The following is a 14945-nucleotide window of genomic DNA, read 5'->3' on the forward strand; positions in this document are numbered from 1 at the left end:
GGTCCGGGACGGTGTGGTGCTCACAGCATCCAGCGGTTCTTGCTGACGAACGGCAGCCTGGCCCAGGCCTTGCCCAGCCCCCAGACCGCGCCGGCACCCGCGACCGCCAGGGCGATCAGCACGACGGCGTAGACGACGTGGTACTCGGCGAACGGGTTGGTCGACATGCTCGGCGACCCGTCGGACAGGTGCTTGGCCGGCGGCCACTCCGCGACCCACATCAGCGCCATCATCAGCGTGCCGGCGACCGCGGCGAGCCGCAGCCCGATGCCGAGGATCAGCGCGACGCCGATGCCGAGCAGGCCCAGCATGAACAGCCAGTCCGCCCAGGCGTCCCCGGCCCAGTCGTGGAAAGTCGACTCCATCGGGCCGGCCGCCACACCGCTGAGGAAGCCCTTGGTGGGCGAACCGCCGTCGATCCAGCCGTTGCCGGACTGGGTCGCGTAGCCGAACCCGAACGTCTTGTCCAGGAACGCCCACAGGAACACGAAGCCGGTCAGCAGGCGCAGCCCGGCGAACACGTACGCGCGGGTCGCCACGCTCGCGGCGGCCGTCTCGACGGCCGTCGTGTCGACCGCTGCGGTCTTGCGCCGGGACGGGAGGTGGAATCCCAGGTGCCGGTGCGAGTGGTCTTGAACAGCCATGGTGCTCATCCCTTCCAGAGGATCACACGGGGGTCTTGCCGGATCTCGTTGCGTTCTCAATGTCCCGCGGCAGGCCCGGGGATCGCAGGGGCTGCGAGCCCCGGGCCGTGGGGCCGAACGGCCCTGCTTGCGGGCCCGTTCAGCCGTCCCAGGTCCAGTCGGCGACCTCGGGCAGGTCCGTGCCGTGGTCGCGGATCCAGGCATGGTGGCGCAGCCGGGCGTCCTGCATCTCCTGCCGTACGGCCGCCGCGTGCACCGCGAGGCCGGGGACGCGGTCGATGACGTCCATGACGAGGCGGTAGCGGTCGAGGTCGTTGCGGACGACCATGTCGAACGGCGTGGTCGTGGTGCCGAACTCCTTGTAGCCGCGGACGTGCAGGTGCTGGTGGCCCGTGCGGCGGTAGGCCAGGCGGTGGATCAGCCAGGGGTAGGGGGTCGAAGACGCTGGGCGTGGTGCGCCTTACCACCCTGCTCTCTCCTCCCGGGTGCCCGACAGGGCCGACCGGGCCACCTCCTGAGGCCGCTGTCGGTCAGCGGGTCGGTTCGATCGCCACGACGGCAGCCGACCGGTCGGTCCCGCCCCGCCACGCCGCGCCGCACCCCGCCCTCCATCGCCCCCCCGACAGGGTCGACAGCACCTCTCCCCCGTCCCGTTCGGCCCTGTTGCGAGTGGACCTCATGGGGCCGATGGTCCCCACTGGTCGGGCCGATGGTCCCTGATCCGCCCCGCACGGCGCCATGCGACCGGAACACGACCGGATGCCTGATACACAGAAACCCGCCGCCCTTCGCGACGCGGCCCCTTCCCTCTGACCCCTGCCCGGGAGGCCTCATGCTGTCCGCTGATTCCGCCGCCGTGGTGCGAGCCACGCTGCCCGCCGTGGCCGGTGCTCTCGACGAGATCACCACCCGCTTCTACGGCGCCATGTTCCGGGACCGCCCGGAGCTGCTGGACGGCATGTTCAACCGCGGCAACCAGGCCAGCGGCGCCCAACGGCAGGCCCTGGCCGGCTCGATCGCCGCCTTCGCGACCACGCTGCTGGAGCACCCGGACACCAGGCCCGACGCGCTGCTGAGCCGTATCGCGCACAAGCACACCGCGGTGGGCGTCACCGAGGACCAGTACACGATCGTGCACAAGTACCTGTTCGCCGCGATAGCCGAGGTCCTGGGCGACGCGGTCACCCCGGACGTGGCAGCCGCGTGGGACGAGGTGTACTGGCTGATGGCGGGCGCCCTCATCGCCCGCGAGGCCCGCCTCTACCAGGACGCGGACGTCCGGCCCGGCGAGGTCTGGCGGCCGTGGACCGTCGTCGAGCGCCGCGCCGAGACCCCGGACGTGGTGTCCTTCCTGCTCCGCCCGGCCGACGGCGAGCCGGCACCCCGCGCCCGGGCGGGCCAGTACGTCAGCGTGCGCGTCCGGATGTCCGACGGGGTGCACCAGCTGCGCCAGTACACCCTGTCCTCGGACCCGGGCGGCGAGCTGCGGCGCATCACCGTCAAACGCGTCGCCGCCACGGCCGACACGCCCGAGGGCGAGGTCTCCGGCCTGCTCCACGACCAGGTCCGCGAGGGCGACGAGCTGACCCTGTCCGCGCCGTTCGGCGACGTCGTCCTCGACGACCCGGCCGACGCCACGGCACCCGTCGTCCTGGTCTCGGCGGGCATCGGCTGCACCCCCATGACGGGCATGCTCGCCCACCTGGCCGCCCTGGACACGGCCCGCCCGGTACTGCTCCTGCACGCCGACCGCTCCCCCGCCGACCACGCCCTGCGCGCCGAGACCCGCTCCCTCGTCGAGCGGCTGCCGCACGCCCGCGCCCTGTTCTGGTACGAGCGGCCCGGCGCGGAGGAACCCGACGCCGGCGAAGGTCTGATGGACCTCGACGGGGTCGAACTCCCCCACGACGCCACGGTGTTCCTGTGCGGCCCGCTGCCCTTCATGCGGCACGCGCGCGGACAGCTGCTGCGCGCGGGCATCCCGGCACGCGCCATCCGCTACGAGGTCTTCGGCCCCGACCTGTGGCTGCCGGCCACTGACTCCTGATCGCCAGGGACCTACAGCCGGTGGAGTCCCTGGCGCGCCGAGCTCTCCCCGTGAGTGCGGCACGTACCGTTGGCCTCGGATTCCCCCGGTCCCGGCGAAGAAGCGAGGCGGCATGGCCGACACGGCGAAGGCGAAACTGTCCCGCAAGGTCTACGAGCGTGAACTGCTGCGCTTGCAGACGGAGTTGGTCAAGCTCCAGGAGTGGGTGCGAACGGAGGGCGCCCGGCTCGTCGTGGTCTTCGAGGGCCGGGACGCGGCCGGCAAGGGCGGCACCATCAAGCGGGTCGCCGAGCATCTCAACCCGCGCGTCGCCCGGATCGCCGCGCTGCCCAAGCCGACCGAACGCGAGCGCACCCAGTGGTACTTCCAGCGCTATGTCGAGCATCTGCCGGCCGCCGGGGAGATCGTGCTGTTCGACCGCTCCTGGTACAACCGGGCGGGCGTCGAGCACGTGATGGGCTTCTGCACCAAGGAGGAGTACCAGCTGTTCCTGCGCCAGTGCCCGGTCTTCGAGCGGATGCTGGTCGAGGACGGGATCCTGTTGCGCAAGTACTGGTTCTCGGTGAGCGACACCGAGCAGCAGGAGCGGTTCCGGCGCCGCCTGGAGGATCCGCTGCGGCGCTGGAAGCTGTCCCCGATGGACCTGGAGTCCATCAGCCGCTGGGAGGCGTACTCGCGCGCCAAGGACGAGATGCTGGTGCACACCGATGTCGTCGAGGCGCCCTGGTACGTCGTGGAGAGCGACGACAAGAAGCGCGCCCGGCTGAACACGATCGCCCATCTGCTGGACTCGGTGCCCTACCACGAGGTACCGCCGCCGGTCCTGGAGCTGCCGAAGCGGCCGGCGCCCACCGGCTACGAGCGCCTGCCACGGGACCTCCAGACCTACGTCCCGGATCACGCGGCGAGCCTCTGACCCATACCCGATCGGCCCCGGTGCCAGGGCCGGGTGGCCCATGGCCGGGCCGGGTGCCGGGCGCACACGCTGGAGGTGACAGTCGGCACGCCTTCTCGACGGCACGTGATGCACCGGAGGTACGTCATGAACGCTCCCGCAACGACCAGCATGCCGCGGGCGCTGCCCGCCGAGCACCGCAACCGCCTGCTGCGGGTCGCCCGAGAGGTGTCGTTCCCCGAGGGCGTCCGGCTCTTCGAGGAGGGCGGGCGCGCCGACCGGTTCTGGATCATCCGGACCGGCACGGTCGACCTCGACATGCGCGTCCCCGGCCGCCGGGCCGCCGTCATCGAGTCCCTCGGGCACAACGACCTCATCGGCTGGTCCTGGCTGTACGCCCCGTACGCCTGGCACCTGGGCGCCGGGACCGCCTCGCCGGTGCGAGCCTACGAGTTCGACGCGACCGCCGTACGCGCGCTGTGCCAGGCCGACCCCGAGTTCGGCCGCACCGTGGCCCGCTGGGTCGGCGAGGTCGTCGCCCACCGACTCCAGGCCGCCCGCACCCGGCTGCTCGACCTGTACGCCCCCTACGGCAGCGGAATCCGGGGCTGACCGACCTCACCCACCCGCACGCGCACAGGCCGACCACGACCCGGGCATCCGCGTCCTGGGCACGCACAGGTTCGGGCAGTGCGCGCTCAGTACGCGACATCCCGGTGTGGTCGTGACGCACGGGCGCTGGGATGGCCGCAAGCGTGTCGAGGGGTGGGGGTGGGCGCATGGCCGACTCGGTCAATCCGGGGCCGACAGCGGCCGAGGAACGGTTTCGGGGACTGCTGGAGGCGGCGCCGGACGCGATGGTCATCGTCGACGACTCCGGGACCATCAGGCTCGTCAACGCCCAGACGGAGGCCCTCTTCGGCTACGGCCGTGCCGAACTCCTCGGCCGTCCGGTCGAGTTGCTGATCCCGCACCGCTTCCACGCCCAGCACACCCGCAACCGCGGCGGCTACACCGCCAACCGCCAGGTCCGCCCCATGGGCGCCGGTCTCGACCTGCACGGGTTGCGCAAGGACGGCACGGAGTTCCCGGTGGAGATCAGCCTGAGCCCGCTGGAGACCTCGGACGGGCTGCTCGTGTCCGCCGCCGTCCGGGACGTCAGCGACCGCAAGGCCGCCGAGGCCCGTATCAACGAACTGGCGGCGCTCGTCGAGTCCTCCCAGGACGCGATCCTCGCCAAGACCCTCGACGGCTACATCACCTACTGGAACGCGGCGGCCCAGCGGCTCTACGGCTACGCCGCGGAGGAGGCCATCGGCCGGCACGTGTCGCTGCTCGCGCCGCCCGACCTCCAGGACGACATCAACGCCCTGATGAAGCGGCTGCGGCACGGCGAGAAGGTCGAGCACTTCGAGACGCTACGGGTCACCAGATCCGGCGCCCTGCTGGACGTCGACGTCACGCTGTGGCCGACCAGGGACACCCGCGGCACGGTCGTCGGCGCCTGCGCCATCGTGCGCGACATCAGCGACCGCAAGCGCGCGGAGGCCGAACTGACCGCGCTGTACGAACAGCAGCGGCACATCGCCCTCACCCTCCAGCGCAGTCTGATGGGCACCCCGCCCGCCATACCGGGCCTCGCCACCGCCAGCCGCTACCGTCCCGCGACCCAGGGCGCCGGGGTGGGCGGCGACTGGTTCGACCTCATTCCGCTGGGCGCCGACCGGGTCGGCGTGCTGATCGGTGACGTGATGGGCCGCGGGCTGGAGGCCGCCGCCGTCATGGGCCAGCTGCGTTCGGCGGCGCACGCGCTCGCCAAGACCGGTATGCAGCCGCGCCAGCTCATGCAGGCCCTGGACTCCTGCGTCGCCGACCTCGACGTCCCCGACCAGCTCGTGACCTGCTGCTATCTCGTGATCGCCCCGGACGCCGGCACCGTCACCGCCTGCTCGGCGGGTCATCTGCCGATCCTCGTCGCCCTGGCCGGCGAAGGAATCGACAGTCTCCCCTGCCCCGTCAACGCGCCTCTGGGTGTCGGCGACGTCTACTACGAACAGTCCTGTACGGCCATGCAGCCCGGCGCCACCCTGGTCCTCTACACCGACGGTCTGATCGAGACACCCGGCAGCGACATCGAGGAACGCATCGACGAACTGTCCGTCGTCCTGGAGGAGTTGTTCACCAGCACGCCGCAGCTGGAGAGCGCCGCCGACCGTGTCCTGAGCTGGCTCCTGCCGGACGCCGAGAGCCACAACGACGACGTCACCCTGCTGCTGGCCCGGCTGCCCGACGGACCGCTGGCGTCCCTGAGGATCGAGCTTCCGGCCCTGCCGTCCTCCGTGCCCGAGGGCCGCGCGTTCCTGCACAAGTCGCTGGCCTCCTGGGACTGCGACACCTGCGCGGACGAGGCGCTCCTGCTTCTGTCGGAGATCCTCACCAACGCCGTACTGCACGCCGACGGCCCCATCGGCCTGCATGTGCACCGCACCGCCACGGACCTCACCGTCGAGGTCGGCGACCGCAGTCCGCAACTCCCCCAGCCCCGTACAGCGGCCGAGGACGCCGAGTCCGGCCGCGGCCTGCTCCTGGTCCGCACCCTCGCCGGCGACTGGGGCGTTCGGCCCGCCGACGAGGGAAAGACCACCTGGTTCACCCTGCGCCTGTGAGGCTGCGAGAGGGTGCGTCGGCTGTCGTGGCGACTACCGTTCCCTCTCCGGCAGCGGCACCCGCCACACCAGGCTGCTGCCTCCGCCCTCGGGGGTGCGGATCTCGAAGGTCCCGCCCAGCTGCCGGGCCCGCTCGGCCATGTTGGCCAGTCCGCTGCGCCGCCCGTGGGACGGGATGCCCACGCCGTTGTCGGCCACCGTCAGCCGCACTTCGCGGCCGTCCGTCGCCAGCGCCACCTCGGCGCGCTCGGCGTGCGCGTGGCGGGCGATGTTGGTCAGGCCCTCGGAGAGCACCGCCACCACGTGGTCGGCGATCTCCCGCGGCACGTCGGTGTCGATCAGGCCCTCCATGCGGACGCTGGGCGCGAATCCCAGCACGGGTGCCGCCTCGCCCGCCAGGCGTACGACACGGGCGCGCAGCCCGGATCCGCTCGCGCCGTCGCGGGCCCGCAGGCCGAAGATGGTCGAGCGAATGATCTTGATGGTCTCGTCCAGGTCGTCCACCGCCCGGGCGACCCGCTCGGAGGCCTCCTGGTGGTCGATGAAACGGCCCGCGCTCTGGAGCGTCATGCCGGTCGCGAACAGCCGCTGGATGGCCAGATCGTGCAGGTCACGGGCGATCCGGTCGCGATCCTGGAGCACCGCGATCTCCTCGGCGTCCTGACGCCGCTCGGCCAGTTCCAAGGCGATCGCGGCCTGCGCGGCGAAGCCCTGGAGCGGCTCGGTCTCCTTCTCGGAGAACACCGGCCGCCCCGCCTCCCGCACCAGCAGCAGCACGCCTCGTACCCCCTCACCCGTCCCGAAGGGGACGGCCGCGGCGGCGCCCAGTCCGGTGAAGCGCGGTGCCGCGGACGACACCCGCTCGTCCCGCGAGATATCCGCGCTGGTGACCAGGGCGGCCCCGGCGAAGGCCCGGCCGATCAGGCTCTCCCGCACGGGCAGCACGAGCCCGCGGTGCGCCTCGGCGTCCACCCCGATGGCCAGTTCCACGCCCAGCGAGTCGGTGTCCTCCAGGGGCATCGCGATCACCGCGAGGGCGGCGCCGGTGATCTCGCGGGCCCGCTCGGCGATCAGTGCGAGAGCCGCGCCGCGCTCGCTGCCGGACATCAGTCCGTGGGTGATCTCCGCGGTGGCCCGCAGCCAGCGCTCCCGCAGCCGGGACTCCTCGTACAGCCGGGCGTTGTCGATGGCCACACCGGCCGCGACGGCGAGGGTCGACAGTACGGACTCGTCCTCCTCGTCGAACTGCGCCCCACCCCGCTTCTCGGTCAGGTACAGGTTGCCGAAGACCTGGTCGCGCACCCGGATCGGGACGCCGAGGAACGTGTTCATCGGCGGATGGTGGCGCGGGAAGCCGTACGAGGCCGGGTGGTCGGAGATCTTCGCCAGCCGCAGCGGCTCCGGGTTGCCGATGAGTTCGCCGAGGATGCCGTGGCCCTCGGGGAAGTGACCGATCCGCGCGATCTGCTCCTCGTCCACTCCGACGGTGTGGAAGGCCGACAGGCGCCTGCCGTCCGAGCCGATCACGCCCAGGGCCGCGTACTCCGCGTCGACCAGCACCGCGGCGGCCTCGACGATGCTGTGCAGCGCCTGTTCCAGTTCGAGTTCCCGGCCCACCGAGAGCACCGCCTCCAGGAGACTGTGCACCCGGTCGCGAGTGCCACGGGCCGCGTCCAGCCGGGCCTGAAGCTCCTCCAGCAGTTCGTCCAGCTTCAGCTGCGGCAGCCGTACACGGGCCTGACCGGCCTGCTCATGGCTTCCCACCCGGTACTCCTCCACGTCTCCTCGACACCGCCTTGACCTGTCCGGTCAGTGTCAAGGTAACGTCCGGCGCGCCGGGCCGACGTGTACGGCGAGAGCGGGCGGCAGCCGGCCGTCCGCGTCAGCGTCCCTGCCGCCGCAGCTTGTCCTGGGCCTGGGTGGCGATGACCGCGGCCTGGATCCGCCGCTCCACCCCGAGCTTGGCGAGCAGGCGGGAGATGTGGTTCTTGACCGTCTTCTCCGCGAGGAACAACCGCTGCCCGATCTGCCGGTTCGTCAGTCCCTCGCCGATCAGCGCCAGGATCTCCCGCTCCCGGTCCGTCAGCCCGGGCAGGGTCTGCGGCTCCTCCTCCTTGACCTGATCGTCGCGCAGCCGCGCCATCAGCCGGGTGGCGGCGCTGGGGTCGAGCAGGGACTGACCCGCCGCCACCGTCCGCACCGCCGTCACGAGATCCGATCCCCGGATCTGCTTCAGCACATACCCGGACGCCCCCGCCATGATCGAGTCCAGCAGGGCCTCCTCGTCGTCGAACGAGGTCAGCATCAGACAGGCCAGCTCCGGCATCCGGGAGCGCAGCTCACGGCAGACCGTCACGCCGTCGCCGTCCGGGAGGCGCACGTCCAGCACCGCCACGTCGGGACGCAGCGCGGGGACCCGTGCCAGGGCCTGCTCCGCGTTCGCCGCCTCGCCGACCACCGTGATGCCGGGCTCGTCGTTCAGCAGATCGTGCACACCCCGTCGTACGACCTCGTGGTCGTCCAGCAGGAAGACCCGGATCGGGCCACCGCCACCAGGCTGCTCACCAGCCGTCATGAAACGCTCCTCGTCATCCCCGCGAACGCGCTGTCCTTTTGATCCTTCACGCTTCAGGGCCTTTGGCCCAGGGCCGAACGGCCCTAGCGGCACCGGTTCACGCGGGCGTCCAATGATCCGATCGGACACGGCCGCGTGAGGGGCACCTCACCGTTCGTCCGCCACCAGCACACAGGAAGCCCGCCATGGCTCTCGACAACATACGACCGGCGGCCCCCGGGGCCCGCCGACGCGTCGACCTCGACACCGCCGAGGCACTGCGGCTGCTGGCCAGTGTGCCGTTCGGGCGGATCGTCTTCACCCGGCGGGCTCTGCCGACGATCCGCCCGGTCAACCACGTGCTGGACGCCGGTTCGGTCGTCATCCGCACCCACGACGGCGCGTCCCTGACCGCGCGGACCCGGCAGGCGGGCGATCCGGGCGTGGTCGTGGCGTACGAGGCGGACGCGATCGACCCGGACACCCGTCTCGGTTGGAGCGTGGTCGTCACCGGCTACGCGCATCTCGTGACCGACCCCCACGAACTGGCCCGCTACCGGGCACTCCTCGAGCCCTGGGTGGGACAGGCCATGGACTACACGGTCCGTATCCGCCCCGATCTGGTCACCGGGGTCAGGCTGGCACCTGCCGAGTAGCGGGCGGTTCGTCGAAGAGCCCGAGTTCGTCCTCGGTAGGTGCCTCGAAGATCTTCGCGTACTCATCGAGCATCTCGCGGGTGACCGGGGCTGTTCCCCTTCCACCCGCCGCGTGGCGGAACTCGAGACGACGGGCGAGTTCGTCGAGCGGCGCCGAGAGATGGTGCAGCTCCACGGGAACGCCGAGGGCACGCGCGCCCACGCGTTTCTCGTCCCGCTCGGCACGTGCCCAGAAGCCGAACTCCAGGACGACCGTCTGTCCGAGCCGCAACAGTTCCTGGGCGTGCTCCCAGAACCGTCTCTCGAGGCGGTCACGCATCACTTCGTCGAACAGGTCGACGCCGAGATCCGCCAGCCACTCGTCCGGACACAGACGCACCGCAGGCACGGCGCTCGCCAGACGTCTGGCCAGCGTCGTCTTCCCGGATCCGGGAAGACCGCACAGGAGGATCAGCCTCGGTTCGGTCCTCGCGTCCACCAACTGCCTCCACAGCGCCTCGCGATCATCACCAGCGTAGACGCCCCGGACGTCACGTCCGGGGCGTCGGGCCGCGGTGGCCGCTTTCCTTTACACCGCGGCGATGCCCTCCATCCCGGACTCGGCGAAGGAGGGCAGACCTGTGGCGGTGGTGACCTTGGTGAGGGCACCGTCGTGGCCGACGCGGAAGCCGTCGACCGTTCCGGAGAGGGCGTTCTGGACGTACAGGAACTTCGCGTCCGGTGTCACCGCGAGATCGATGACCCCCTGGGACATGGCCGACGGAGGCGTGGCGATGCCGAGGGAGTTCGTGAGGGCAAGGCTGCCGTGGGCGTCGGTGCGGTAGCCGGTGACGGTGGAGTTCGCGGTGTTGCCCCCGTAGAAGAAGTCACCGGCGCGCTCCAGCCAGCACAGGGTGTCCTGACCGTTGGGCAGCGGCGCTTGTACGGTCTTGAGGCGGCCGTCACGGCGTACCCGGTACGTGGTGACGGTGGAGTTCTTGGCCTCGGCCACCAGCATGCGGCCCCGCCGGTCGAAGGTGATCGCGAAGGGGACCTCGCCGGCGGAGCGGTTGAGCACGGCGTGGCGGGCCGGGCGTCCGTCGCGCCGTACGGGGAAGACCTCGACGGTGTTCGCGGACTTGGTGGTCACCGCGAGGGCCCGGCCGTCCGGGGTGAAGGCGACCTGGCCGGGTGAGCTGCTGAACAGCGGCACCCGGTCGTTGGCCAGTCCGAGCGAGCGGTGGGAGCCGTGCAGCGGCTTCAGTCCCCTGGCGGTGATCCGGAAGCCCTGGACACTGCCGGCGCCACCCGCGTTCATGACGTAGGCGAGGTTTCCGTGCACCGCGATGGAGGCGGGGAAGTCCCCGCCGGAGTCCACGACCTGACGCTGTATCAGCTTTCGGCCGCGGACCTGGAAGGAGGTCACGGTGCCGCTGCCCGCGTTCACGGCCAGCAGCAGGCTAGAGGCCTTGTCGTAGACGAGGGAGCCCTGGGAGGCCAGTGAATCGGTGGGCGCGTCGACCTGGTCGCCTCCCCTGCCGCCGGTGGCGTAGCGGCCGGCCGCGCTCAGGGTGCCGTCGTCGCCGCGCTCGAAGACGTGGATGGTGTTGCCGTCCAGTTCGTTGCCCTGTACGAAGACCGCGTGATCGGCTCCGGCCCGCTGCGCGGTCCGGCCGCCCGGCTCGTGCGCGGAGGCGACGGTCACCGTCGCGACGGCGGCTGCCACGGCGACGACCGCGGCACCGGCGCCGAGCAGTCTGACTTGTAACGACGACCTGCGCCTGGTGTGCCTGCTCATACGTTGCTCTCCTCGGACCTCGTACAGCCACCGGTCGGTGGCGGACGAGACCAGAGTTGGCCATGGGGCGGGCGAGGTGAACGGGTTTCGCGTCCGCGTCAGGGTCTCGTAAGAAGTGCGGTCGCCCCAGGCTGTGTTGACCCCCACCCCGCGGGGCGGTCTCCGCGAAGGTGAGGGCGTCGGGTACGGCCGGTGGGGTCAGTCGCGGCTGCGGTGCGCGGTGAGCTGGGCGGTCAGGAGGTGGGAGTCGAGCAGGGCGATGTCGGCCGTGCGGGCGGCTTTGGCGTAGCCGGTGAGCATGCGTTTGGTCAGGACGAGCGCCTCCGGGGAGCGGCGGGTGAGGGGTCTGGTCCAGGCGGCGATGGTGTCGTCCAACCGGTCGAGGGGGGCGACCTTGTGCAGGAGGCCCAGTCGGTGGGCGGTGTCCGCGTCGAAGACCTCGCAGGTGAGCATGAGTTCGCGGATCCTCGCGACGCCGACCTCCGAGATCAGCCTACCCATGCCGCCGCCCCAGGCGGGTGCGAGGCCGACGCCGACCTCGGGCATGCGGAAGCGGCAGGTGTCCGAGCCGGCGCGCAGATCGCAGTAGGCGGCGAGGGCGAGGCCGGCGCCGACGACCTTGCCGTGGAGGCGGGCGACGGTGACGGCGTGGGTGTTCTCCAGTGCCTGGCACAGACGGTGGGCCTTGTCCGCGATACGGCGCGTCGTGGCTCCGGTCGGGTCCGCGGCGAGGGCGTCCTGGTACTCCAGGCGGTCGGCGCCCAGACAGAAGTCGTCGCCCATGGAGGACAGGACCAGGATGCGGATGTCGGGGCGTTCGTGGAGGTCGTCGAGGAGGGCGATGAGTTCGTCCAGGACGGCGGCGCCCAGTGTGTCGTCGGGCAGTTCGACGTGGAGGACCGGGCCGTTCTGTGCGACGGCTATCGGTTTGTTGGGGGATATGGCGGGGACGGGCGGGGCGGCAGGGGCGGGGGCGGTGGGGTTCATGCGGGGGCGACATCCAGATTCAGCAGGCGCCGGAACGCCACCCGGGGCGCCCAGGAGGGGCGGCGGACCAGGGTGAGGCGCGGCAGGCGGGTGATCGTCTGACGGAGCAGGGTCTGGGCCTCCAGCCGGGCCAGGGGCGCCCCGAGGCAATAGTGGATGCCTCCGCTGAAGGAGAGGTGGGTGGGCTTGCGGTGCGGGTCGAACACCTCGGGGCTGCTGAAGCGGGCGGGGTCCCGGTGGGCGGCACCGATCATGAGGTGGACCATCTCGTCCGCGCGGACCTCGACGTCATCCAGGAGGCAGTCCTGGGCGGCGATCCTGCTGATCACATGGGTCGGAGGGTCGTAGCGCAGGGCCTCCTCCACGAACGCGGGCACCAGGTCGGGGTCTTCGGCGAGGAGAGTCCAGCGGTCGGGGTCCTCGACGAGCAGGAGGGTCATGGTCGACAGCAGGGTGGAGGTCGTCTCCAGGGCCGCGAGCAGGACGAACAGGGCGAGGAAGTAGACGGCCTCGTCGGCCTTGTCCTGATCCGGTTCCAGGGCGTCCCAGCTGCGTATCCACCGGGACACGGGGTCCTCGCCGGGGTGGGCGCGCCGGTCGCGCACCAGGGCGAGGAAGTAGGCCCGCAGTTCCGCCATGGCGGCGTCCGACCGGGCCAACTGGCTGGCCGAGGGCAGGAGTTCCTGGGTGAAGACCTGGTCGTGGGTCAGTTCGCGCAGCCGCGGCCAGTCCGCGCTCGGCAATCCGAGCCAGTCGCCGATGGTGGCGACGGGGAGTTCCTCGCCGACCAGGGCGGCGAAGTCCGCCTCCCCGGCGTGGAGTCGCTCTTCCAGCGTGTCGAGGAGCCGGTCGACCACCTGGCTCGCCCGCCGGCCGATCTGTTCGATGGTGCTGCGGTCGAAGTTGCCGGCCGACCGGCGCACCCGGGTGTGCTCCGGGGGGTTGAGCGCCGGCAGGGTGCGGCTGATCTCACGGGCGGAGGGGGCGCTCCAACGTGTGCGCGCCCCCTGACGTTCTCGCCAGCGCGTGTCCGGTTCGAGCCAGGCGCTGCTGCGCAGTATCTGGTCACAGGTGCCGTAGCCGGTGACGAGGAAGCCGCCCCAGGGGGCGGGGCTGACGGAGCCCCGCGCCTGGAGTTCGGTGTAGAGGGGGAAGGGATCGGCCTGTCCGTCAGGCTTACGCAGACGGGAGAACAGGGAGACGGTGGCGCGACGGTTGAATGACCGAGCCGTGGCAGTGCCCACGATGGCGGCCCCTTTCTAGGATCAGCCGCCATACGTACCCGTGGGGTGTTTGAACCATCCAATAACACTGTGTTCTCACAGCGTTACCTACGTCACTCGCCCCTCACCCACGCGCGGAAGCGGCTGAACAGACCGCCCTTGAGCTGCGATGCGTCCTGCGTCGTCCGCGGAGTCTGGAATGTCTGCGGGGTGGCGGCCGCGGACGGCAGCGTCGTGTCGGCGGTGCGCGGTGCCGCGGGCCGGGAAGCGGCGGCCGAGGGCACGGTGCGCGGGGTGAACCGGATCGGAACGGTCACCAGGGAGCGGCTCCAGGGCGTCGGCACCCAGGCGAGTTCCTTGAAGGGGACGCGCAGTTCGACGTCGGGCAGCCGGTTCAGCAGGGACTCGACGGCCGTGGCCGCGATCATGAAGGCCGGGTCCTTGGCGGGGCAGCCGTGCGGGCCGGCGCCGAAGGCCAGATGGGCCTTGGAGCTGAGCTGTTCGCGGTGCTCGGTCAGCTTGGGGTCGGTGTTGGCCGCCGCGAAGGAGATCAGGACCGGGTCGCCCGCCCGCAGCGTCCGGCCGGCCAGCTCGACGTCCTGAGTGGGGTAGTGGGCCGCGTAGTTGGCGATCGGCGCGTAGTTCCACAGGGTCTGCACGACCGCGTCCTCGATCGGCAGGCCGGAGGGCCAGTCCTCGCTGAGGTACAGCGCACTGCTGGTGCCGATCGCGGCGCCCAGCGGTGCGGTGCCGCCGGAGAGCAGGGTCACCAGCTGGTGCAGCACCTCCTCGTCGGTCAGCCGGGCGGAGTGCACCATCAGGCGGGTGGTGAGGTCCTCGCCGGGCTGGCGGCGCTTGAGGTCGATGAGTTCGGCGAGCGCGCCGCCGAGGATCTCGTCGGCGCCCGCGGTGCCCTGGAAGATGCCGCTGATCCCGGCGATGACCCGGTCACCGATCTCGGGCGGGCAGCCGAACAGGTCGCCGAAGACGAGCAGCGGCAGCGGCTGGGCATAGGCGGCCATCAGCTCGGCCTGGCCGAGGGGTTCGGAGCTGAAGCGGCTGATCAGGTAGTCGGCCGACTGCTGGGTCAGCCGCACGAGCCGGACCTGGTCGACGGTGGCGAGGCTGTCCGTGACCGCCTGGCGCAGCCGCGCGTGGGCGGCGCCGTCGCTGAAGAGCGCGTTGGGGCGGTAGCCCATCATGGGCAGGGCCGGGCTGTCCGCGGGGACGCGCCCTTCGTTCAGCGCGTTCCAGCGGCGCGAGTCGCGCACGAAGGAGGCGGGGTTCTGCAGGATGTACAGGCTCGCGTCGTAACTGGTCACCAGCTCGACCTCGACGTCCGGCGCGATGTCGACCGGCGCGCTGGGCCCCAGCGTGCGCAGGTGGGCGTAGTGGCGCTCGGGGTCGGAGCCGAATTCGGGTCCGTACAGCGGGATGTTGCCGTGGGCGTGGCTACCGGCCGGGATCCCGGTCGTGTCGGATTGCTGATGCATGCC

At 71.4% G+C, this 14945-nt stretch carries 13 protein-coding genes and 1 pseudogene; 5 read left to right on the forward strand and 9 right to left on the reverse strand.

From position 1 onward, the window contains the following. Nucleotides 1–20: 20 nt before the first annotated feature. Complete coding sequence (locus tag ABKA17_RS18205; RefSeq protein WP_353693127.1) at nt 21–644, reverse strand: hypothetical protein; 624 nt, start codon at nt 642–644, stop codon at nt 21–23. 139 nt (nt 645–783) lie between these two features. Beyond that, a pseudogene (locus ABKA17_RS18210) lies at nt 784–1074 on the reverse strand (phosphoketolase family protein); the annotation flags it as partial. A gap of 402 nt (nt 1075–1476) precedes the next feature. On the opposite strand from ABKA17_RS18210, the gene ABKA17_RS18215 reads away from it, so the two are divergent. From ABKA17_RS18215 to ABKA17_RS18230, 4 genes are all read left to right on the forward strand, one after another. After that, entirely contained in the window at nt 1477–2691 is a 1215-nt protein-coding gene (locus ABKA17_RS18215) for a globin domain-containing protein (RefSeq protein ID WP_353693128.1), read from the forward strand. Nucleotides 2692–2803: 112 nt separating this feature from the next. Beyond that, complete coding sequence (gene ppk2, locus ABKA17_RS18220; protein WP_353693129.1) at nt 2804–3607, forward strand: polyphosphate kinase 2; 804 nt, start codon at nt 2804–2806, stop codon at nt 3605–3607. 126 nt (nt 3608–3733) lie between these two features. Next, nucleotides 3734–4198 carry a Crp/Fnr family transcriptional regulator gene (locus ABKA17_RS18225; RefSeq protein ID WP_353693130.1) on the forward strand — a complete coding sequence of 155 codons (465 nt, stop codon included), beginning with the start codon at nt 3734–3736 and terminating at the stop codon, nt 4196–4198. Nucleotides 4199–4365: 167 nt separating this feature from the next. After that, nucleotides 4366–6252 carry a PAS domain S-box protein gene (locus ABKA17_RS18230; RefSeq protein ID WP_353693131.1) on the forward strand — a complete coding sequence of 629 codons (1887 nt, stop codon included), beginning with the start codon at nt 4366–4368 and terminating at the stop codon, nt 6250–6252. Nucleotides 6253–6285: 33 nt separating this feature from the next. Here the strand turns inward: ABKA17_RS18230 and ABKA17_RS18235 are convergent, their stop codons facing one another. Next, nucleotides 6286–8016: a GAF domain-containing sensor histidine kinase gene (locus tag ABKA17_RS18235; protein ID WP_353693132.1), complete on the reverse strand. Its 1731-nt coding sequence runs from the start codon at nt 8014–8016 to the stop codon at nt 6286–6288. A gap of 118 nt (nt 8017–8134) precedes the next feature. Continuing rightward, nucleotides 8135–8827, reverse strand: coding sequence for a response regulator (locus ABKA17_RS18240; RefSeq protein ID WP_353693133.1), 693 nt, complete (start codon nt 8825–8827; stop codon nt 8135–8137). 185 nt (nt 8828–9012) lie between these two features. On the opposite strand from ABKA17_RS18240, the gene ABKA17_RS18245 reads away from it, so the two are divergent. Beyond that, nucleotides 9013–9462 carry a pyridoxamine 5'-phosphate oxidase family protein gene (locus ABKA17_RS18245; protein WP_353693134.1) on the forward strand — a complete coding sequence of 150 codons (450 nt, stop codon included), beginning with the start codon at nt 9013–9015 and terminating at the stop codon, nt 9460–9462. Here ABKA17_RS18245 and ABKA17_RS18250 read toward each other — a convergent pair. The 5 genes from ABKA17_RS18250 to ABKA17_RS18270 form a co-directional block, all read right to left on the reverse strand. Continuing rightward, the gene (locus ABKA17_RS18250; protein ID WP_353693135.1) at nt 9440–9940 is read right to left on the reverse strand and encodes a P-loop nucleotide/nucleoside kinase family protein; all 501 of its coding nucleotides are present in this window, start codon (nt 9938–9940) and stop codon (nt 9440–9442) included. The two genes, ABKA17_RS18245 and ABKA17_RS18250, sit on opposite strands and share 23 nt — an antisense overlap. Before the next feature lie 90 nt (nt 9941–10030). After that, on the reverse strand, nt 10031–11239 hold the full coding sequence (locus ABKA17_RS18255) for a lactonase family protein (RefSeq protein WP_353693136.1): 1209 nt from the start codon (nt 11237–11239) through the stop codon (nt 10031–10033). Nucleotides 11240–11437: 198 nt separating this feature from the next. Continuing rightward, nucleotides 11438–12226 (reverse strand): enoyl-CoA hydratase/isomerase family protein, encoded by a 789-nt coding sequence (locus ABKA17_RS18260; RefSeq protein ID WP_353693137.1) that lies wholly within the window; start codon nt 12224–12226, stop codon nt 11438–11440. Beyond that, entirely contained in the window at nt 12223–13470 is a 1248-nt protein-coding gene (locus tag ABKA17_RS18265) for a cytochrome P450 (protein WP_353693138.1), read from the reverse strand. Before ABKA17_RS18265 ends, ABKA17_RS18260 begins: the two co-directional genes overlap by 4 nt. Nucleotides 13471–13562: 92 nt before the next feature. Next, nucleotides 13563–14942, reverse strand: coding sequence for a cytochrome P450 family protein (locus tag ABKA17_RS18270; protein WP_353693139.1), 1380 nt, complete (start codon nt 14940–14942; stop codon nt 13563–13565). Between the last annotated feature and the right edge of the window lie 3 nt (nt 14943–14945).

This window comes from Streptomyces sp. RG80 (assembly GCF_040446465.1).
Lineage (GTDB): Bacteria > Actinomycetota > Actinomycetes > Streptomycetales > Streptomycetaceae > Streptomyces.